Annotated in this window: 16 protein-coding genes; 9 read left to right on the forward strand and 7 right to left on the reverse strand. The window is 35.9% G+C overall.

What is annotated here, in order from left to right; translation table 11 throughout:
• Positions 1-100 precede the first annotated feature (100 nt).
• The 5 genes from rlmB to ZPR_RS23485 all read left to right on the forward strand — a co-directional run bounded on the left by rlmB (position 101) and on the right by ZPR_RS23485 (position 7175).
• A complete protein-coding gene (gene rlmB, locus ZPR_RS18380; protein ID WP_013073272.1) occupies positions 101-835 on the forward strand; it encodes a 23S rRNA (guanosine(2251)-2'-O)-methyltransferase RlmB in 735 nt (244 codons plus the stop codon).
• Between the two features lie 681 nt (positions 836-1516).
• Complete coding sequence (locus ZPR_RS18385) at positions 1517-4678, forward strand: SusC/RagA family TonB-linked outer membrane protein (RefSeq protein ID WP_013073273.1); 3162 nt, start codon at positions 1517-1519, stop codon at positions 4676-4678.
• An 11-nt stretch (positions 4679-4689) separates the two neighbouring features.
• Positions 4690-6135, forward strand: a complete 1446-nt coding sequence (locus ZPR_RS18390) for a SusD/RagB family nutrient-binding outer membrane lipoprotein (RefSeq protein ID WP_013073274.1) — start codon at positions 4690-4692, stop codon at positions 6133-6135.
• Between the two features lie 80 nt (positions 6136-6215).
• On the forward strand, positions 6216-6911 hold the full coding sequence (locus ZPR_RS18395; RefSeq protein ID WP_013073275.1) for a hypothetical protein: 696 nt from the start codon (positions 6216-6218) through the stop codon (positions 6909-6911).
• Between the two features lie 123 nt (positions 6912-7034).
• Positions 7035-7175 (forward strand): hypothetical protein, encoded by a 141-nt coding sequence (locus ZPR_RS23485; RefSeq protein ID WP_013073276.1) that lies wholly within the window; start codon positions 7035-7037, stop codon positions 7173-7175.
• Positions 7176-7449: 274 nt separating this feature from the next.
• On the opposite strand, the gene ZPR_RS18400 is transcribed toward ZPR_RS23485, so the two are convergent.
• Positions 7450-8196 carry a rhomboid family intramembrane serine protease gene (locus tag ZPR_RS18400; RefSeq protein WP_013073277.1) on the reverse strand — a complete coding sequence of 249 codons (747 nt, stop codon included), beginning with the start codon at positions 8194-8196 and terminating at the stop codon, positions 7450-7452.
• 86 nt (positions 8197-8282) lie between these two features.
• Between ZPR_RS18400 and ZPR_RS18405 the strand changes: the two genes are divergently transcribed.
• Positions 8283-9557 (forward strand): replication-associated recombination protein A, encoded by a 1275-nt coding sequence (locus ZPR_RS18405; RefSeq protein ID WP_013073278.1) that lies wholly within the window; start codon positions 8283-8285, stop codon positions 9555-9557.
• Here the strand turns inward: ZPR_RS18405 and ZPR_RS22695 are convergent.
• From ZPR_RS22695 to ZPR_RS18435, 6 genes are read right to left on the reverse strand one after another with little or no spacing between them, the layout of a single operon-like run.
• Positions 9554-10378 (reverse strand): hypothetical protein, encoded by an 825-nt coding sequence (locus tag ZPR_RS22695; RefSeq protein WP_013073279.1) that lies wholly within the window; start codon positions 10376-10378, stop codon positions 9554-9556. The genes ZPR_RS18405 and ZPR_RS22695 overlap by 4 nt on opposite strands.
• 57 nt (positions 10379-10435) lie before the next feature.
• Complete coding sequence (locus ZPR_RS18415; RefSeq protein ID WP_013073280.1) at positions 10436-11125, reverse strand: YjjG family noncanonical pyrimidine nucleotidase; 690 nt, start codon at positions 11123-11125, stop codon at positions 10436-10438.
• Entirely contained in the window at positions 11112-12401 is a 1290-nt protein-coding gene (locus ZPR_RS18420) for a polysaccharide deacetylase family protein (RefSeq protein WP_041579084.1), read from the reverse strand. Before ZPR_RS18420 ends, ZPR_RS18415 begins: the two co-directional genes overlap by 14 nt.
• A gap of 11 nt (positions 12402-12412) precedes the next feature.
• Positions 12413-13111: a RadC family protein gene (gene radC, locus ZPR_RS18425; protein ID WP_013073282.1), complete on the reverse strand. Its 699-nt coding sequence runs from the start codon at positions 13109-13111 to the stop codon at positions 12413-12415.
• A 54-nt stretch (positions 13112-13165) separates the two neighbouring features.
• Positions 13166-14518 carry a UDP-N-acetylmuramate--L-alanine ligase gene (locus ZPR_RS18430; protein ID WP_013073283.1) on the reverse strand — a complete coding sequence of 451 codons (1353 nt, stop codon included), beginning with the start codon at positions 14516-14518 and terminating at the stop codon, positions 13166-13168.
• A gap of 54 nt (positions 14519-14572) precedes the next feature.
• Positions 14573-15451 (reverse strand): tetratricopeptide repeat protein, encoded by an 879-nt coding sequence (locus ZPR_RS18435; RefSeq protein ID WP_013073284.1) that lies wholly within the window; start codon positions 15449-15451, stop codon positions 14573-14575.
• Between the two features lie 248 nt (positions 15452-15699).
• Here ZPR_RS18435 and ZPR_RS18440 point away from each other — a divergent pair, with 248 nt between their 5' ends.
• From ZPR_RS18440 to ZPR_RS18450, 3 genes are read left to right on the forward strand one after another with little or no spacing between them, the layout of a single operon-like run.
• Positions 15700-19662 (forward strand): T9SS type B sorting domain-containing protein, encoded by a 3963-nt coding sequence (locus ZPR_RS18440; RefSeq protein WP_187288242.1) that lies wholly within the window; start codon positions 15700-15702, stop codon positions 19660-19662.
• Positions 19663-19684: 22 nt separating this feature from the next.
• Positions 19685-20623, forward strand: coding sequence for a PorP/SprF family type IX secretion system membrane protein (locus tag ZPR_RS18445; RefSeq protein WP_041579086.1), 939 nt, complete (start codon positions 19685-19687; stop codon positions 20621-20623).
• Positions 20624-20634: 11 nt separating this feature from the next.
• A complete protein-coding gene (locus tag ZPR_RS18450) occupies positions 20635-22245 on the forward strand; it encodes an OmpA family protein (protein ID WP_013073287.1) in 1611 nt (536 codons plus the stop codon).
• Positions 22246-22336: the final 91 nt, after the last annotated feature.

Here is a 22336-nt window from a genome sequence, read left to right on the forward strand (position 1 = left end):
GATATATTATAAAACTATCAGTAACAAAAACCACCCACTCCAGGGTGGTTTTTTTATTAGATAATTTCTATGCCTACAGAAATTAAAGTATTTTTGCATTATGAAAGAAGCTACAACAATTTTTGGAATAAGAGCAGTTATTGAAGCTATTGAAAGCGGAGAGAGTATTGATAAAATATTTATTCAAAAAGGGCTTTCTGGTGAGCTTTTTTCAGAATTAAAAAGAACTTTATCTAAAGGAAATTACAACATTTCTTATGTTCCGCAAGAAAAACTCTACAAACTTAGCAAAGGCAATCATCAGGGCGTTGTCGCTAAAATAAGTCCAATCGCTTTTAAAGGACTTGAAGAAACTGTAGAACCTATATTAGCTAAAAAAGAAGTTCCCTTTTTTTTACTCTTAGATCAAATAAATGATGTACGTAATTTTGGAGCGATTATCAGAACGGCAGAATGCTGCGGAGTAGATGCCATCATTATTCCAGAGAAAGGCGCGGCTCCTATAAACGCTGATACTGTAAAAACTTCAGCCGGTGCAGTATTTAATATCCCTATCTGTAAAGTCAATCATATAAAAGATGCCGTTTTTTACCTGCAGTCTAGTGGGATTCAAACCGTAGCGGCTACCGAAAAAACCGATAATTTAATTTACAATATAGACTTCAAAAAGCCTACGGCAATCATTATGGGAAATGAAGCCAAAGGAATCTCCCCATCTATCCTAAAAACGATAGACCATAAAGCTAAATTACCTATGCATGGCGAAATTGCCTCCTTAAATGTTTCTGTTGCCTGTGGTGCTTTTTTATATGAAGTAGTTCGACAACGAATCTAAATCTTCTCCCTATAATCATAAAATTGATTTCGACCTTATCTTCCAGCCCGTTTTCATAAGCTTCATCGGGTAATTCTTTCTATAAACTTCTATGCTCATCAAAATGACATACAAATCTATTAGAATTAGATATGTCTATATACGTTTTGGTATTTTTCATCATCCCATTTCTAAATAGAAAACGTCATAACAATTTATAAAAAGAATTGATTCACAATTTTTTTATACACATCTATCCCATTTATAAAGACGAAATAAGTTGAATGGTCATGGAGCACTCTTGTTAGATAATAACTGATTCGGATTTCTTAATCTATAAAAATAGATAGCTAAAAAAATCGTTCGAAAAACCACGAAAGGGTGAACTTCAAAAGACTACGGTTAATATTAAAATTGAAAAACTTTAGAAAAAAACTCCCTATCAAAAAAGCTAAAACGAATTATCATTAAACTTTTATGATATTTTTAGATAAAATTATTAAAATTTAAAAACACATTATTTTTAGGTTGTATTTATCTCCGTTTTTTCACATATGATCAACATAATATTTAATAAAAAAACAGTTATATCTAAAATAAAACAGAATTAACATAAATTTTAACATATGTAGAGACTTTATTATTGCTTTCTTAACTTTTTATTATCATTTTTGAAACGGCTAATTCAAACAATTTTTAAAAATGAAGAAAAAAACTATGATTCTACTGGTGTTTCTTTTAACACTGGTATCACAGGTAGCTCTTGCCTACCAACAAAACACCATAACCGGTACGGTTACCGATTCTGATGGCTTGCCCATCCCAGGTGTTAATGTTATCGTAAAAGGTACTGACAACGGAGTTCAAACAGATTTTGATGGAGTTTATTCTATCGACGCAACAGAGGGCGACATTTTGGTGTTCTCTTTTATTGGTTTAAAAACGGCTGAGTATCCCGTTTCAAATGTTTCTACAATAGATGTAACACTTGAAGAAGATGCATCACAACTAAGTGAAGTTGTAGTTACCGCTCTTGGTATTAAAAGAGATAAGCAAAGTTTAGGTTACGCTCAACAAACCGTTGATGGAGGTAGTCTGGTGAAATCCAGAGAGACCAATGTTAACAATGCTTTAGCGGGTAAAGTAGCAGGTGTTCAGTTTAAAGGAGCACCCAGTTCTGGTTTTGGTAACTCCAATATCCGGTTACGTGGTAACACGGGTGTCCTTTACATAGTAGACAACATAAAGGTACAGAATCCTTCAGATATTATTACAGATGATATTGCAGACATGTCTGTACTTAAAGGTGCCGCCGCTACTGCTTTATATGGGCCTCAAGGGCAAAATGGGGTAATCATTATTACAACAAAAAGTGCGAAAAATGGGCAAAGTAATATTACTATCAATCACAGTACTGCTATAGAAAGTTTATATATCTTACCTGATTACCAAAATGAATACGGTGGCGGATACTCTCAGGACTTTAACACTTTTAATTACGATCCTTCCATTCACCCATCAGATTGGGCTTCTTTTGACGGTCAACAAATGGTGGAGTATTATGCTGATGAGAGTTGGGGGCCTAAGATGGAAGGTCAAATGGTAAGACATTGGGATTCTTGGATTCCAAATACACCAGAATTCGGTAAATTAAGAGCTTTTACACCTCAGCCTGATAATGTTAGAGATTTCTTTGATACAGGAATCACAACAAACACTAATCTTACCTTTTCTAAAGGGGGAGAAGGTTACTCTGTAAGAGCATCCTTAGCTAAAATCGACAGAACTGGAATTATTCCAAACTCAGAACGAAATACCGTTCAAGGATCTATTTCAGCTACTTTAGACATTACAGAAAAGCTTGTTGCTTTTGCAAACGTAAACTATCAAGATAGAAGAACTAATAATTTCCCAAACAACGGATACGGAAATATTGCCTCTAACTTTAACCAATGGTGGCAAAGACAATTAGATATCGATCGTCTAAGAGATTATAGGCGAAATGGAGAAATTGTTTCTTGGAACATTAACGGTCCAACAAACACTTCTCCGCTATATTGGGACATGCCTTTTTTCGATACCGAAGAGAATTTAAATCCCCAGGATAAAAATTCATTCTACGGAAGATTTGGCTTAACATACGATATAACTGATGACTTAAATGCCAGTGTAGAGATCAGAAAAACGCTAAATACTTACGAGAGCTCAGACAGATTTGCTTTTGGAGGTTTAGGGACTCCTTTTTATTCCGAAAGCGAAAATACTAAAGGTACTGATGAAGTATTTGGTATTTTAAATTATGAAACCGACTTATCTGAAGATTTCGACATTAGCGCTAGTTTAGGATTTGAAATTTACGACCAAAACTACAAAAGCATTTATGCAAGTACTACAGGAGGATTAAACGCTGAAGGTTTTTATAGCCTGAACACCTCAACAGGCAGACCAGATGTTTCCAGTTATGTAGAAGATTTTGCTAGAAAATCCACTTTTGCAAAAGCTTCTATAGGTTTTAGAAATATGTTATATATAGATGGAACTGCTCGTTTTGACTGGCAATCTACCGCAGACTCAGAAGCGAATCGAGTTGAAACTTATGGTGGATCTTTAAGTTTCATATTCAGTAAGTTATTAGAAAACAATGATTTCCTTAGTTTTGGTAAATTAAGAGCTAGTATAGCTGAAGCTCCTCTTTTCCCAAATCCTTATCAGCTTTCAGAAACCTTTAGTGTTGGTACACCTTATGCTAGTTATGGTAAACTTTCTGTAAAATCACAGTTATTCAATCCAAATTTAATTGGAGGTGTTAGACAAGAATATGAATTTGGTACTGAACTTAGATTCCTAAATAGTAGGTTTGGTTTAGATGTAACTTACTTCACTAAGAAAGATTCTGAACTACCAGTTGCAGTTACCCTAGATCCTGCAACCGGATATAACTCATTCTTAACCAACTCTGGTGAGCAGACGTATAAAGGTTGGGAATTTGCTTTGAATGTAATACCTATTAAAACAGATAATTTCACTTGGGATCTTACTGCAAACTTAGCAACACTTGAAAGAACTGTAGATAAAATTGCCGATGGTACAACTACAAATGTGTTAGCTGAAACTTGGCGTGGAATTCAGCTACAAGAAAGAACGGGTGAAGAATGGGGCGCTATTTATGGTAGAGCATATCAGCGAGATGATAATGGAAATATTCTTTTATCTTCAACTGGATCACCACAATACGACACAAATCAGTACTTAGGTAACCTTCTTCCAGATTTTACTGGTGGTGCTTCAAGTTACATGACGTTTAAAAACTTTAGTTTAGGTTTAGATTTCGACTTCCAAAAAGGAGGAAAACTTTTCTCTGTAACCAGAATGTTTAATGCATACTCTGGATTAGGTGCAGAGACAATAGGAAACAATGCCTTAGGAAATCCTCAAAGAGATCCAGTAACAGGTGGGGGTGCATCGGTAGCTCTTGCAGATGCAGATACAGACTCAGGTGGTATCTTGATCGAAGGTGTAGACAGCAACACAGGGGAGCCTGTTTCATACCTAGTAGAAGCCCAAACATACTGGGGTAGATTATTTGCATTACATGAAAGATGGTTATATGATGCATCTTATTTCAAATTAAGACAAGCAAGGTTAGACTATACTATTCCTAAAAATGTGCTTGAAAATACCTTTATCAAACAGGCAAACATAGGTGTATTTGCGACCAACCTTTGGTTAATTTATACATCTGTTGATGGAATTGACGTATCCGAATTAGAGGATAACCAAGGAGCAGGAGAGTACGGATGGACAGAAGGAGGACAATCTCCTAACACAAGAACTATCGGACTAAACATTAGTCTAACATTTTAAAAATTTAAAGCATGAAAACAAGAATAAAAAAATCGATAGTTATGCTTTCAGCAGCAGTAATGTCTCTTACTGCCTGCGAAACAGCCGAATTTGGATCATTAAACGAAAACCCAAATGAACCAACAAGCGCTTCACCAAGTATTTTACTATCAAATGTCGAAGGTGCAGTTTCAAATTACGTAGCTGCCACGACTCCAAATCTATATGTTCAATACTTATCAAATGGGCAGTATGACGAAGAATCCAGATATCAAACACTAAATTGGTCATATGAATACTGGTATGGCGTTTTAACCGATTTAAATAGAATAATTGCACTCAATACAAATGAGGAAACTAAAGAAGAAGTATCTGCCAGTGATGCATCAAATGCAAACCAAATAGCTGTAGCTACTATATTAAGAGTTTATATATTTCAGGGAATGACGAACCGTTGGGGCAGACTCCCTTATACAGAAGCTTTAGGAGGATTGGGTAATCAATTTCCTGTTTATGATTCTCAGGAAGAAATCTACAAAGGGCTTTTTGCAGAACTTGATTCCGCTTTAGGAATGATTGAAGCTGGTAGTGGTCCCAATGGAGATTACTTATTTGGAGGAGATATGACAAGATGGGAACAATTTGGGCAAACTCTCAAAATGGTTATGGGCTTAAGACTTTCTGAAGCAGATCCTACATTAGGAAAAACTAAATTCAACGAAGCTCTCGGTAACGTAATCACTTCGAATACAGAAAACTTTTTTTACCCTTACTTAGGTGATGAAAATAATGATAACCCCTGGGAAGATAGGTTTTATGCTCCAAGTTTCCGTAGAGATTATTTAGTTAGTGATGTTTTTGTAAATGCTCTGATAGGATCTGGAAACTCCACCACTCCTGAAGATCCCAGACTAGCTAAAATGGCAGAACCTGCATTAAACAGCGGTACTTTTGTTGGAGCTCCTTACGGAAAATCTAACTCTGACACAGATAGTTACTCATTCATTACTCAAGATATAATTAATAATATGCAAGCTCCACTATATATGTTTACATATGCAGAGGTCTTATTTGCTAGAGCTGAAGCCGCTGCATTAGGATGGACTTCTGAAGATGCATCAAGTTTATACGAAGATGCAATAGCAGCTTCTATGGCTCAATGGAGAGTTTCTGACTCTGCTGCAAATGCTTATATCGCGTCCAATCCATATACAGGTTTGGAATCTATAGGCTATGAAAAATGGGTTGCTCTTTACTTACAGGGATATGACTCTTGGGCAGAATGGAGAAGAATGTTAGCTGCCGGTTACGAAAAAGAGCTAACCGCTCCTGAAGATCTATTGAGTAATGCAACAGACATTCCAGACAGAGATGGATATCCGGCTACAGCACAATCTGTAAACGAACAAAATTATAATGATGCGATAGAAGCCCAAGGACCAGATCTGTTAAATACAAAACTTTGGATTTTTAAATAAATTTTATTTAACAATTAAAAACCAGCCACTTAGCTGGTTTTTTTTTATTTTAGAACACATTCATCACTAATCTACGAATAATGAAAAAAATAAAAACTTTTGCAGTATACGCTATATTTATTTCTTCACTTTCTTCTCTAATGACTGCTCAAACAAGCCTGGGATCTTCTAATCTTGCCGACGGTGTAAAAGTTATGAGAAGCAATAGGAATTCTACTCCATTTTTAATGAACGAATTCAAAGTAGGCTATGGCGTTTATGAGAATGGCGAGACCACAACACCACAAAAGATAAACTATGATGCTTATGGCAATTCCCTAGTTTATAAGGATGCGGGATCGGGACAGACCCTTAAAATGTTAGATGCAAAATTTGTAGGATTTATAATTAAATCTGAAGAAGGTGATGTAATCTTTGCTAAAATTGAAGGGAATGCTTTTGACAAAGAGAAGAATGAAGAAAGGTATTATCAATTGGTTTCTCCCCCGTCCAAAGCAGTTATTATTGAGTATGAAAAAGAATTCGATGATCCTAACGCAAATGGATGGACAAGTAGCCAGAACAATACAAAAACTGGTGAGTATGACATGGATACGAAATATTACATATTAAATAAAAACAAGAAATATGAAGAAGTAAAACTTAAAGAAAAATCTTTACTGAAAGTATATAAAGACAAGAAAGATCAATTATCAAAGTACATTAAAACTAATAACATCGATATAGATTCACCTGAAGATATGGTTCCCCTTGTAGAATATTATCTATCACTATAAATACTTTTTCAGAAACAACTGTATTAAAAAGAAGAGTTTAACTACTCTTCTTTTTGATTTCATAAAAGTTATTAAATAATATACTTTCGATTTGGAATATTCGAAATACAATAGATAGCTATATTGAGAAACAGAGAAAATATTGAAAATTCAGAACGACAAAGTGATATAGCGCAGATACGACTATTATTCCAGAAAATGTTGGGTAATATAGAGACCGCAAAAACTTCAGCGGGAACCGCACTTATCCTCCCTTATCTGTAAAAGCGATCATATTAAAGATACCGTTTTTTATATTCAGTAGACAGGAATTCAAAACGTTGCCGCTACAGAAAAAACTAATGAATAATCAACAATATCGACTTTAAAAAGCCTATACTAATCATTATTGAGCTTAAGCCAAAATAGTCCCTCCATATCCTATCCTAATAAATCAGCGATCAAAAAGCTAAACATACCCTTCATCACACTGAAAATGCATCCTTAAATGTTTCTGTAGCCTGCAACCCTTTTTTCTATGAAGTAGTCCAAAACGCATTTAATCTTTCTTATTTTTTTGCTCTTTATAGATATAATTGATTTCGATCTTATCCTCCTGCTCATCTTCAGTAATTTCATCGGGTAGTTTTTCTATAAAATTCCCATGTTCATCGAAATGCCGCATAAAGTCATCCTCTTCTTCATCATAATCAGGATGCTCCCATATATATTTAGGAGGTTCTGCTATATTTTTTTTAAAAATAAACGCAAAAAATAAGCCCACAATTAACCCAGAAAGATGTCCCTCCCATGAAATTTCAGGATCGATCGGCGTAACATACCATAACAATCCCCCATAGAGAAAAACGACCATTAGCGAAAGCGCAACTAATCGATAATATTTGGAGAAAATTCCCTTAAAAAATAAAAATGAAGCCAGTAAATAAATAATTCCACTGGCCCCTATATGATAAGCAGGTCTTGCTATTAACCAGGTAATAAAGCCAGTGAATAAAAAACCATATCCTAAAACCTTCCAGCTAATACTTTTATAGAAATAAAAGAGTGCCATTGAAAGCACAAAAAGCGGTATAGTATTATTGAATAAATGTTTTATTCCACTATGAATAAAAGGTGAAAAAATAATACCCAACAAGCCACTAAGCTTTCTGGGAAAAATCCCCAAATAATTAAAATTTACCCCAAATCGAACTTCTATCCAAAAAACAATCCAGATAGCAAGGATAAACAGCACAGGATAGCCCACTACACCCGGGGTAAAATTAAAATCAGTTTTTCGATTCACACTTAAAAGATTTAAAATAATACTACAAAAAAATAACCAATATCACTTAACAGAGATTTTGTCATTCTAATTTTTACATTTGCAAAATGAATGAGCCATTAGCAGAGAGACTTCGACCAAAAACATTAGACCAGTATTTGAGTCAGACGCACCTTATTGGCGAAAAAGGTGCTTTACGCCAACAAATTAAGCGAGGTATTATCCCTTCCATGATTTTTTGGGGACCTCCAGGTGTTGGCAAGACAACTCTAGCTAATATTATTGCCAACGAATCAGATCGACCTTTTTTCACTTTAAGTGCAATTAGTAGTGGAGTAAAAGATGTACGTGAAGTTATTGAGAAGGCGAAGCGAAGCGATGGATTATTCACGACAAAAAGTCCGATTCTATTTATCGATGAGATTCACCGCTTTAGTAAATCACAACAAGACTCCCTATTAGGAGCGGTAGAAAAAGGCTGGGTTACCTTAATTGGTGCTACTACTGAAAATCCAAGTTTCGAGGTCATCTCGGCTTTGCTTTCCAGATGCCAGGTATATGTTTTAAAACCCTTTTCTAAAGAAGATCTAATCGCATTGCTAAACAGGGCAATGAAAGAAGATAAAATAATTGCTTCTAAAAATATCAAATTAAAGGAAACCGAGGCTATTTTAAGACTCAGTGGTGGTGATGCCAGAAAATTGTTAAACATCTTTGAGTTACTGGTAAACTCCAGCGATGAAGGCACTGAAATTACGAATGATATGGTTTTTGAAAAAGTACAACAAAACACTGTGCTTTACGATAAAACCGGGGAACAGCATTATGATATCATTTCAGCATTCATAAAATCCATTCGGGGTAGTGATCCTAATGGAGCGGTATATTGGTTAGCCCGAATGATTGAAGGTGGTGAAGATGTAAAATTTATCGCAAGAAGAATGCTTATTTTAGCCAGCGAAGACATTGGTAATGCTAACCCTACTGCTTTGGTTATTGCCAATAATACCTTCCAGGCTGTAAACACCATTGGTTACCCTGAAGCCCGGATTATATTAAGCCAATGTGCTACTTACCTGGCCACCTCGCCAAAGAGCAATGCGGCGTACGAAGCGATTGGTAAAGCTTTGAGCCTGGTTAAAAAAACCGGCAATTTACCAGTACCCCTGGAAATTAGAAACGCTCCAACAAAACTAATGAAAGATTTAGGCTATGGTGAAAATTACAAATATGCCCATAGCTATGAAGGCAATTTTGTTAAAGCTGAATTTTTACCGGACGAGATTCGAAATACCATTCTCTACGAACCGGGAAATAATTCCAGAGAAAACTCACAGCGCGAATTTCTTAAGAAACGTTGGTCTGGTAAATACAATTACTAATGCTGAAGTTTATATGTCGTTTTAACAGACTTACCGGCCTGACGATCAAAAATTTCCACAACAAGATCCCCGTTATCGGCGAAATAAGCCATCCCCTGTTTTGTTAGGGAGTTATAAATAAAATTATCCGATCCATCTGAATCTATGAGCATGGCAAAAGGTTCTGCCATTCCTTTTTGATAAAAACCGTAACCCGATTCGTTTTCTTCTAAAAAATAAAGAGCCTTGTCATTGGTATAAAACTTACCTTTAGTTGCTCCTATAGTAGCATCTTCTACGTCCATTTCATTTTGCTCAACGTCTTCAACTTCTTTCTCTGCTGCATTGGTCGCTTCAGTGGTACTAGAAACTGCTACTGATTCTTTTTTTGGAGTTTCGGCAACTATTGGGTCTTCGCTATATGTATAATTTAGATCCTCTAAAGAGGTAAAAGCATCTCTTAAAGCTTCATGATAAGCTTTTTTATAGTCCTTCTCTCTACTCCTACCCTCTTCCGAAGCATACACCACATTCCCATAACAATCTTTTAGCTGAAAAACCATCTTAGTAACAAACAGTCCTGAATTATTCTGAACATCAGCTTCCAGTGCCAGACAATTATTAGATTGCAGTTCTGCCGGCTTTTCTGCGCTTTTCATTACGGTTGAAAAGCCATATTTTTCTAATAAAAATTTGGTCAATGCATTAAGCTGATACTGATTTTTCTCTTTGGCAAATTCAAACTTTTCAGGTACGATTACATATTTATAATCGTTAACACTTTTTTGCCCATAAGTAATTACCGTAAAGAATATCGCGAATAAAACTAAAAGTTTTTTCATAATTATAAGTATTTAAAAATCGGTGTAAAATAACAAATATGGCTTGTATTACCTAAATTAGAGATACAGATTAATATTTTTTAAATTATTCAAACCTATAACATCATTATAGGTCGACTTATTGTAATAGTCAAAATAAATCGTCTGCAAACCAAAATCGGCAGCACCAATAATATCAGCTTCATAATTATCACCTATCATTACTGATGTTTGCGGTATTGCATTTGCTTTTCTTAAGGAGATATCAAAAATATCAGGGTGTGGCTTTTTTACTCCTGCTTCCTCAGAAGTAGTGATGGTATCAAAATAGCTTAGGATATTAGAGTTCTTCAGTTTTCTATGCTGAACTTCTTCAAATCCGTTAGTAATAATATGAAGCTTATATTTTTTAGAAAGATAATCTAATGCTTCTATTCCGCCTTCCAATAGATGATTATATTCAGAAAGATAAAGAATATAATCGTTAGCTAATTTATTTACCATTACGTCTTCAACCTGATAGGAAAGCGCCACAAAAGAATCTTTTAATCTACCGTAACGCAATTTTTCTTTAGACACCAGATTTTTTCGATAATTCTCCCAATATTCATAATTGATAGGAATATAAATTTCCAAAAACCGTGGAAGGTCCAGATCAATTTGATTCAGTTTAAAAATATATTCGAAAGTAAGCGCCGAGTTTTTATCGAAATCCCATAAGGTATGGTCCAAATCAAAAAAAACATGTGCTATATTATTCAATTTCATGAATCTGCTTTAATAGTGAATAATATCTTTTATTATTGTAATATTCAGAAAAATCCTCATTCTTAAAAATCGCCCTAAAAGTTCCGTCTACTTCTTTGACCCTTTCATGAATTTTAGCGATTTCCTTTTTCAATTCTTCAGAACCATATTTTTTTCCCACATTAGAATTAAAAATATAAGGGTGTATTTTAAGCGGACTGGTAATTTCTAAATTAATATCATAAAACAAATAAGAAAAACTAGTTCCCGCCCTAAAACCCAGATCGTCTGGATAGCCCATAGAGTAATCGTTGTCAAATTCCAATTCTGCCAGGGTATTAAAATGTTCTGGAATTCCTAAATCATAACGGGCATTTAAAACATTTTCTAATGGATAATGGATAATATTTTCTAAACGGAATTTTTCTGTCTTAAGTACTTTTAAAGTTTGTGAAGAATAATGCCCTAACAGCAAACCGATTTTAGCATAATCTGAAACATATTTTATATTAGATCGATATGGGATCCTGTTATAATTTATATTCCTATCATACAAAGTAAAGTCGGATACCTTAAACATGAAGATTGCTGAAATTGAATGCTTTTTTATAAGGGAGACTAAATCATCAAAAACATCAAAAGGATCTTTCTTTATCTTCATCCAGGATTTTACACGATCAAAAAAACGATGAAAATGTAACTTCATAAGATCATTGCCCCAACCAACCACACTTCTAATAATCCCTTTATTATTAAACACAAATCCTTGTGCTACCGCAAAAATACTTTCTACCTGAAACTGGGCATTTTTAAATTCCATCTCTGGGAATTTATCCCTTAAAACCTTTTTAAAATTCTGTGCCCAGAGATCTACAACCGGAGTTTTTAAAAAACTCTCTTTATAGGCAAGACTTTCTGAAACCGGAAATCTGCCCGCTTCATCTTTTACATGTGGCAGATATTCTTCGTAACGGGTAAGTAAATAAAAGGAGGCCGCAAAAATATCGAAAGGCAAATCACTATTTTCGCTAACGGGAAAGAAACAAACGGTATTACCCCATGGCTGTACTTTTATCTCTAATTCCCCAAAACCATGCTCTAATAAAATATCGGTATTCTGAATAAAAAATTCATTTCCCAAAGCTTGCTTGCCGTAAGACATTTTAAAACCGTCATGCGCTACAAATTCCTCGATTTTAGAAGTAAACTTTATCTGAATCCCAAGCATATTAGTACAGATATGCTTAAAGATATAGATAATTCTCGGAGTAACTTTTTGGGTGTAGACCAGTAGCATTGAGGGTAGTTTTATAAGATCGCTTCGTCTGCAAAGCTAAAATAGGACATTTCAGTTACAATTATATGATCCAGCACTTTTATATCCAGACTTTCTGAAGCAATCTTTAGTTTTTGGGTTAAATTCTTATCAGCTATACTAGGTTTTAAAGTTCCGGAAGGATGATTGTGCGCAAGGATTATAGCAACGGCTCCAAGCTCTAAAGCCTTTTTCATCGTAAGCCTTACATCTACTAATGTTCCTGTAATTCCACCTTTACTGAGTTGAAGCTTATCAATCACCTTATTGGAATTATTTAAATAAATAATCCAAAATTCCTCGTGTGGTAATTCACCAATTAAGGGCTGCATTAATTCAAAAACAGATCTGCTTGATGTGATTTTGATTCTTTCTAAGGCACTTTCTAAACGTCTTCTTCGACCAAGCTCTAAAGCAGCGATTATAGTAATTGCTTTCGCTTCTCCAATTCCTTTAAACTTACAAAGCTGGCCAACAGAAAGTTTCCCTAATTCGCTAAGATTATTTTGGGTAGCTGCTAAAATTCGTTTACTAAGCTCTACTGCGGTTTCTTTACGATTACCAGAACCTATTAAAATAGCTATTAATTCAGAGTCACTTAAAGCAAGCTTCCCCTTTTTAAGTAATTTTTCCCGAGGCCTATCGTCTATAGCCCACTTTTTAATACTCAAGCCTTTTGATTGCTCTTCCATACCATTAAAATACAATAGATTACGAGAGCAATAAAGATTTTTCACCAATTAATTTTATAATTCGTTTACCAGTCGCTCTAAATCTATTCCTCCGTAATTTCCGCTACTCATAAAAAGTAAGACTGAATTATCGAAATTCGATGTTTTAAGGTAATTTTCTAAATCTGCCGTTTCAGTAATAATTCTTAGATCGTCTCTTCCAAAAACAGATGTTATAATCGCAGAAGAAATAGGCTTCAAATTTTTATGAGTTACGGCTTCCAAAGAGTAAAAAACAATAGCTTCATCTGCTGCATCAAGTGAATTTTTATATTCAGTAATAAAATCTTGGTTCAAGCTACTAAAGGTATGAAGCTCTAAACAAGCAATTATTTTTTTACCCTGGAACTGTTCCTTTACTGCTTTCAAACTGGCGTTTACTTTAGAAGGGCTATGGGCAAAATCCTTAAAAACGATAAAATCACCAGATTCCTTAATTTTCTGAAGTCTTTTTGAAGCTCCTTTGAAGCTTGCTATAGCCTCATAAAAATCTTCCTCATCTACCCCCATATGCTGGCAAACCCATTTAGCTCCTGCAAGATTACTAAGATTATGCTTTCCAAAAATCTCTAAAGGCATATCCCCTTCTGGTGTCACCAAAATTGTCTCACCATCCTCTATGTAATATTCGGGAGTATGGTAAGGATGTTTTCGAATAGGATTAGTGCTATTTTCAACAATCTTCTTTAATTCGGGTTCCTCTTCATTATATACCAGTATACCACCATTAACTATCTTGCTTACAAAAATCCTAAACTGCTCTATATAATCTTCATAGGTAGGAAATACGTTAATATGATCCCAGGCAATACCGCTTAGCAATGCTATATTAGGTTCATAAAGATGAAATTTTGGTCGGAGATCTATAGCTGAGGATAAATATTCATCCCCTTCAATGACAATAAAATCATTATCATCATTAAGCTGAATAGTATTCTCTAATCCTTCTAATTGTGCCCCAACCATATAATCTACCTGCCGATCGTGATAATGCATTACATGCAAAATCATACTGGTAATTGTCGTTTTACCATGAGAACCACCAACTACCACTCGGGTTTTTGTCTTGCATTGCTCGAAGATAAACTCTGGATAGGAATATATTTTTATACCTAATTCCTGGGCTTTGAGAAGTTCAGGATTATCTTTCTTGGCATGCATACCAAGGATCACGGCATCGAGATCGCGAGTAATTTTTTCTGGAAACCAACCAGGATTTGATGGCAAAATCCCGGATTTTTCAAGGGCAGATTTAGACGGTTCAAAAATAGCATCATCACTTCCAGCAACTTTAAAACCTTTTTTATGTAGTGCTATGGCTAAAGCATGCATCGCACTCCCGCCAATAGCTATAAAATGAATGTTCATTATATCGATTTTCAGCAAATGTAATTATTGCTGTATTAAAAGAGAAGCTATACATTACATATCCTTAATATCTTCCTGAAGTTCTAAAGCAACCTCGGCTTCAGCATCATATTCCAAAGATTTTGTAATATATTTTTTAGCTCCTATCTTATTTCCTCGTTTTTTTGAAAGTTGTGCTAATTTAAGATAAGCTTCGGCAGGTGTTTTAAGATCCAGATAATTAAATCCTTTTACAAACTTTGCCATTAACTCATCAACTTCTGAAGAAGCCACCTGAAAGCGCACAGCCTCCTGAGCTAATTCAAAATATAGGTAGTTCCTAATTAATAAAGAGGGATCTTTCTTTGCCTCCTGTATAGCTTTATTTATAAAATCTCCAGCAGTCACAGTATTATCTTTATAAGCATAAATAAAAGTCATAGCAATGCAGTAGTCCAACCTGCTTAGCTGCTTTATTTTTTTGGCATGAGATAAGGCTTTTTCAAAATCACCTCCTAGCATCGAAGGCAATTCAAGATATAATTGTGATAAAGCTCGATGACTTTCTACATGATTAGGATCTAAACTTACCGCTTTTTCCAGATACTTTTTAATATCTGGAATTAAAAATGCAGCCTGGAACTTACTTATTTCCATAGCTTTCATCCCAAGAGCACCGCCTAGTTTAAAATTATAAAGTGCGCAATCTGGTTTTAACTCCAACAATTCCTCATAATAACTTATAGCACTATCCCATTGTTTCAGATGGCTATTAATATCCCCCAAATAGAGTTTTCCATATTCTGAATCAGCATAATTCTCTTTTAAAAAATCCTTCGCGTGAAGAATTTTATTTTCGGCTAACAAAGTTTCTACAATTTCTAATTTTTTCTGCGAAAAAGCGGAAAAACTTGCCCCTATTAAGAGAGCAAAAAATAGTCTTTTTACCTGCAATCGTTAATTTTTTTAAGAAATTGAATACAAATTTTAAGATTTTCTTCAAAAGGATTTTAACACATATCCGATTATTAGGGGAAAAATACTAATAATTAGTAAATAGCAACACTTTTACAACGTACATATTAAAAATTATTTTAATATTTGTGCTACAAATATTTTAACTTTATTATTTATTATTCGAATTTAACACCTAGCCTATGCAAAATTTTACTTTGAGGATTAGGGGGACTAAATTGTTCCTTTTGTCCTTTGTACTATTTATGGGAGGTTTATCAATGTATGGACAAACTGGATGTCCTACTACTGCAAACACTCCCTCTAATCAGAGTTTCTGTTACCTACAAACCGTAGGTGATATAAACACTGATGGAACTACCATTTACAGAACCGAAACATCTACTACGCCTATTCCTACCAATGAACTATTGGAGAATACCGTGTATTATGTTGGGAATGCTGATGGGAATTGTACTACCAGAATTGAAGTAACAGTTAATGTAGATTCTTCTCCGGCTCCCGTAAGTGGATACGGAACTACATTTTCACCTGCTTTAGGATCTCCTGCAGATTCTTATAACGTAGATGATTTAATTGCTACCCTTCAGGAAGACAACCCAGGTGATAACCTTGTTGTTTTTGCTCAACAGTATGCAGAAACTCCTTTAAGTGGGACTACCGAACTAATCGCTGAAAACTCTTATTTTGTTGGAATCGACAATGGAGGCTGTCCATCTGCAAGATTGGCAATGCGATATGATCCTATCGTAGCCGCTGCTCCAACAGGAGATGCAGCACAAACTTTTTGTGCCGGAGCGACTGTAGGTGATTTAGAGGCTCAAGGAACCAGTGAGAACACTCAGGCGATCCGTTGGTACAGCACAGCTACTTCTAATCCAAACTTAGATGATACGGTAGAATTAGTTGATGGAGAAACCTATTATGCTACTCAGATTATTAACAACGTTGACTCTCCACTTCCTCCTACAGAAAGTGAAGATCGATTAGAAGTTACTGTAACCGTTATAGCCCCTGTTAATGCTGGGGATGATAACAGCGCTGCATTATGCTCTAATGATGCCGTTCTTGATTTATCTACACTTCTTTCTACAGATGCTGATACCGATGGTACATTTACTTTAGAAGGGACAAACCTTAACGGTCAATTCGATCCTGCAAATTACGCTGCTGGAACATATACCGTGACTTACGCGGTAGAAGACGATTGTACTGCAGATGAAGCTACTTTTACAATTACACTTACAGATCAACCCGAGGCTCCTATTGTTGCGGATCAGGAATTTTGTGAAACTGAAAACCCAACTGTTGGTGATTTAGTAGTTGATGCTGGAGTTCTTATATATGATAATGCTTCGTTAACTACAGCTCTTGATCCTTCAACTGCTTTAGTGACTGGCACATATTACGCTGTTGCTACAAGTGGTCCTTGTAGTTCTGTTTCAACAGAATTTGAAGTAACTGTTTCTGAACAACCTGACGCTCCGGTAATCGCAGATCAGGAATTCTGTGAAATTGATAACGCTACCGTTGCTGACCTAGGAACTGCCGATGAAGTAGAAGTTTATGATGATGCTTCGCTAACTACAGCTCTTGATCCTACAACTGCTTTAACCAACGGTACATATTACGCTGCGGCAACTAATGGTTCTTGTATTTCAGATGCTACTCCTTTTGAAGTAACTATTACCCCTGCAGTAACACCTGAAGCTGGTGACGATATGGACATCACTTCATGTACTACTGAAACTATAGAACTTACCGATTATCTAAGTGACGATGCATTATTAACCGGTGAATTCTCTGGTGACGGTGTTACCGGAACATCTTTTTCTGTAACTACAGCTGGAACATATACCGTAACTTATACTGTAAATACCAGTAATAGTTGTGTAACGGCAGGAACTTCTGACTCGGCTACTTTTACCATCACTGTAAACGCTCCAGCGGATGCTAATGCAGGAGATGACATGGCTTTCGATGCTTGTGTAAACGAGTCTATCGACCTTTCGGCTTATCTTTCTGATGATGCTATCACTTCGGGTGAGTTCACAGGAGATATGGTGACTGATGGAATGTTCATGGCTACTGCTGCTGGAACATATACCGTAACTTATACTGTAGACGAAAATGATTCTTGTGTAAATGCAGGAACTTCAGACTCGGCTACCTTTACCATCACTGTTAACACTCCAGCTGATGCTAATGCAGGAGATGACATGGCTTTCGATGTTTGTACAAATGAAACTATTGATCTTCTTTCTTATTTAAGTGCTGATGCTAATGATTCGGGAGAATTTACTGGTAACGGTGTGACTGGAACTTCTTTCACTGCTACCACTGCTGGAACTTATACGGTAACTTATACTGTAGATGATCAAGACAACTGTATTACTTCAGGAACTTCAGATTCTGCTACCTTCACGATCACAGTAAACAATCCTGCCGATGCTAATGCAGGTGAAGATGCTGAAATTACAGCTTGTCTTAATGAAAATATAGATCTTGATGCATATCTCTCTGATGATGCAAGCACTTCTGGTGAATTCACAGGCGACATGGTTACAGATGGTATGTTCATGGCAACTGCTGCTGGAACGTATACCGTAACGTATACCGTAGACGAAAATGATACTTGTGTGAATGCAGGAACTTCTGACTCCGCCACCTTTACTATCACAGTAAATACTCCTGCCGATGCTAATGCAGGTGAAGATGCTGAAATTACAGCTTGTGTTAATGAAAATATCGACCTTACCGAATTTATAAGTGCTGATGCTAATGATTCGGGAGAATTTACTGGAGAAGGTGTTTCTGGAACTTCTTTCACTGCTGCAACTGCGGGAACTTACACGGTAACTTATTCAGTTGATGATCAAGACTACTGTGTTACTCCAGGAACTTCCGATACTGCTACTTTCACTATTAATGTAAACGAGCCGTCTGAAGCTGAAGCTGGTGACGATGCTGCTTTCACATTGTGTGCGGGAGAAAGTGTTGACCTATTTACATACTTAAGTGATGATGCTATTAATTCTGGTGAATTTACAGGAGAAATGGTATCAAATGGTATGTTTACATCAACTGAGGATGGAACATTTACAATTACATATACCGTAAACGAAGATGACACTTGTGTTACTGCCGGAACTTCAGATACAGCTACTTTCACAATTACTGTAAATGCTAATGCTAATGCAGGTGCAGATGCTTCTGAAAATGTTTGTGTAGCAGACACTACAATAGATTTAGATACATTCTTGATAGGAGCAGACGACAACGGTACCTTCTCAATGGGTGGAACTGACTTAACCGATACTAATTTTGATATTAGCACTGTTGGAGTATATGAATTCACTTATACAGTAAGTAATAATTGTGGGACAGATTCATCCAGTTTAACGATTACTGTAAATGAGATTCCTAACGCTCCTTCAGTGACAGATGCTGTATTTTGCGCTATTGAAGGGAATACCTTAGCTGACCTAAACATTACTGGTAATAACCTCACATTCTATTCAACTGCGGATGCCGATCCAGCTAATATGTTAGACGCTACAAATACCCTGGCTACTGGAACTTACTATGCAACTCAAACCAATGCCGCAGGATGTGAATCAGTAACTGCTGCAATTAATGTAACAGTTAACGATCCAGGAACTCCAACTATCGCTGCTAGTGAATTCGAAATTTGTGAGTACGACGAAAGAACTGTCGCTTATTTAACTGATGGAATTACAAGTGGTGGAGATATCACATGGTACGATGCTGCTGAAGGTGGAAGTGCGATTAGTGAAAGCGCGCTATTGGTAGACGGCATGACATACTATGCTAGTGAATACAATAGCACTACAGGTTGTGAGAGTGCTGTAAGATTAGCTTACACTGTAAACTTTACAGACTGTACAATTAGATTCCAGGAAGGTATTTCTCCAAATGGTGATGGTCTAAACGACACTTTCGATATCCAATATCTAGAAGATGAATATCCAAATTACGAGATAGAAATCTATAACAGATGGGGTAATATGGTTTACAAAGGAAATGCTAGTACTCCAAACTGGGATGGTACGCCAACTGAATCTTCTCTTGGAGATGATGTACTACCTGTGGGAGTATACTTCTACGTGATTGAATTTAATGACGGATCAACTCCTGCTAGACAAGGAAAAGTATACTTAAGCAGATAATCAGGATAAACACTAGAAAGAAATGAAAAATACAATCACAAAATATCTAATATTTATAGGCATTATCCTTTTTTCTATAAAAGGTATGTCTCAACAAGATCCAGTATTCACACAATACATGTATAACATGAGCGTAGTAAACCCTGCATATGCGACAGATGATCCTGGGATGTTAAATCTTGGGGGAATATATAGAGCTCAGTGGGTAAATGTTGACGGTGCACCTCGCACCGCCAACTTCTTCGCTCACACTCCAATTAGTGAACGAATTGAACTTGGTTTAACAGTAGTTAATGACGAAGTTGGAGATTGGATTAAAGAGAATAACATCACTGCAGATTTCGCTTATGTATTACCATTAAGCCAAAACAGTAAATTATCTCTTGGTGCTAAAGCAGGGGTTACAACCTTCGATTCTAACACAAACGGAATTAATCTTAACCATCCAATAGATGCCGCTTTTGAAAATTACAGTGAAGCATTTCCTGTATTTGGTGTTGGTGCATTCTGGTTTAGTGACAACTATTATTTAGGTGTTTCTGCTCCTAACCTATTCACTGCTACTCACCTTGAAAATTCACAAGGTATTCAGGGAATTGGCGAAGAAGAAATTCACTATTATATTACTGGGGGTTACGTATTTGATCTTAGTCAAAATGTGAAATTAAAACCAGCATTTATGGCTAGAGGGGTACAAGACTCTCCTTTATCTGTAGATGTAACAGCAAATGTTCTTTTATACAATCGCTTAGAAGCTGGTCTTGGATATAGATTCGACGAATCTGTAACAGGATTAGTGAACTTTAAGATCACTCCTCAACTTCGTGTAGGATATGCTTACGATTATACTACTACGAATTTTGGGGACTACAACGACGGTACTCATGAAATCATGGTATTGTTCGATATAGATTTATTCGGTTTAAACAAAGGATACGACAAGTCTCCTAGATTCTTCTAAAAAAGATTAATATGAAAAACATTTATAGCACATTAATAATACTTCTTGTAAGCATCGCAGCTTTCGGTCAAAAGGCCGAAATTAGGAAAGCAGACAAGCTTTTTGCTCAGCGTGCTTATGTAGATGCTGCCTCGACCTACGAAGGTGTGGTAGATAAGAACCAGGAAGTTCTTCAGAATCTTGGAGACGCCTATTTCTACACAAATCAAATGCAAAACGCAGCTGAAGTTTATGGAACTTTATTCTCCAGATATGAAGCTACAGTAGAGCCAGAATACGAATTTAGATATGCTCATTCTCTTCGTGCTACAGGCCAGGATGATGAAGCAGATAAATATTTCGCTTCTTATTACGATAAAGATGTAGATATTACTGAATTTGAAGAAAGCATTGTAGACTCTAGCAACCTTTACATCTACGAGCCAGAAATGCTTCCAGCTGAAAATGCTGCATCTTCAGATTTTGGAATCTCTTATTTTGGTGAAGACAAAATCACTTTTGCTTCAACAAGAAATACTGCTCGTCCTATCTATCCTTGGAACAAAAAACCTGCATTAGATCTATATACAGGTGAAATTTCTGAAGAAGGTGAGATCAGTAACATTGTTCTTTTCTCAGACGCTATTAATACGGACGAGCACGAAAGTTCTGCTGTATTTAACGAAGAAGGAACTGTTATGTATTTTGATAGAACTAATGAAAAGCGTTTTAAAACTGAAGAAGGCCTAAGAGTAGCTAACATCAGAATTTATAGAGCTGAACTAGTTGGTGAAGAATGGACCAATGTTGAAGCACTTCCTTTTACAAGCGAAGAGTTTTCTACAGAGCACCCCGCACTTAGCCCAGATGGTTCTACACTTTTCTTTGCTAGTGATATGCCAGGAGGACAAGGTTCTTTCGACCTTTACAAAGTGGCTATCAACGAAGATGGAACTTATGGAACTCCAGAGAACTTAGGGCCTGGAATTAACACTGAGCATAGAGAGCAGTTTCCTTTTGTAAGTGAAGACAACATTCTTTACTTCGCTTCAGATGGTCACCTAGGATTTGGTAATTTAGACGTTTACAAATCTGAAGGAAATTATACTGAAGCTGAAAACTTAGGAAGCTCTGTAAATAGTGCTTATGACGATTTCGCTTTCATCATTAACGAAGGTGAGAAAAAAGGTTTCCTAACTTCTAACAGAAGTGGTAACGATAATCTTTATTCTTTCACAAGAACTAAGTACGTTAAGAAAACAAGACAAATTGATATTCCTCACGAAAATAGAATTTACTTCGAATTCGATAAATCTAAAGTAACTGAAGAATATCAGGAAGTTCTTGATAAAGTAATCGACATCCTTAAAGGTAGCGACGCAACAGAGATCAAAATTGCTTCTCATGCTGATGCCAGAGGTACTGAAGAGTACAACCTTAAATTGTCACAAAGAAGAGCCGATGCTACCAAAGAATACTTAGTAGCTAAAGGAATTTCTTCTGAAAATATTACGACTAAAGGTTACGGTGAATCTCAACCGGTAAACGATTGTACTGAAGAGAGAGGATGTACTGAAGCTGAATATGCTAAAAACCGTAGAAGTGTAATTACATTTACTACAATGGAAGTTGTAGAAGATTAATTGCATCTCTAAGAATAAATTAAAAGCTCCGGTAATCCCGGAGCTTTTTTTATTTACAGACTTTTCGTAAATTACGTAGTACTTCCCTACT

The organism is Zunongwangia profunda SM-A87 (assembly GCF_000023465.1).
GTDB classification, from domain to species: domain Bacteria; phylum Bacteroidota; class Bacteroidia; order Flavobacteriales; family Flavobacteriaceae; genus Zunongwangia; species Zunongwangia profunda.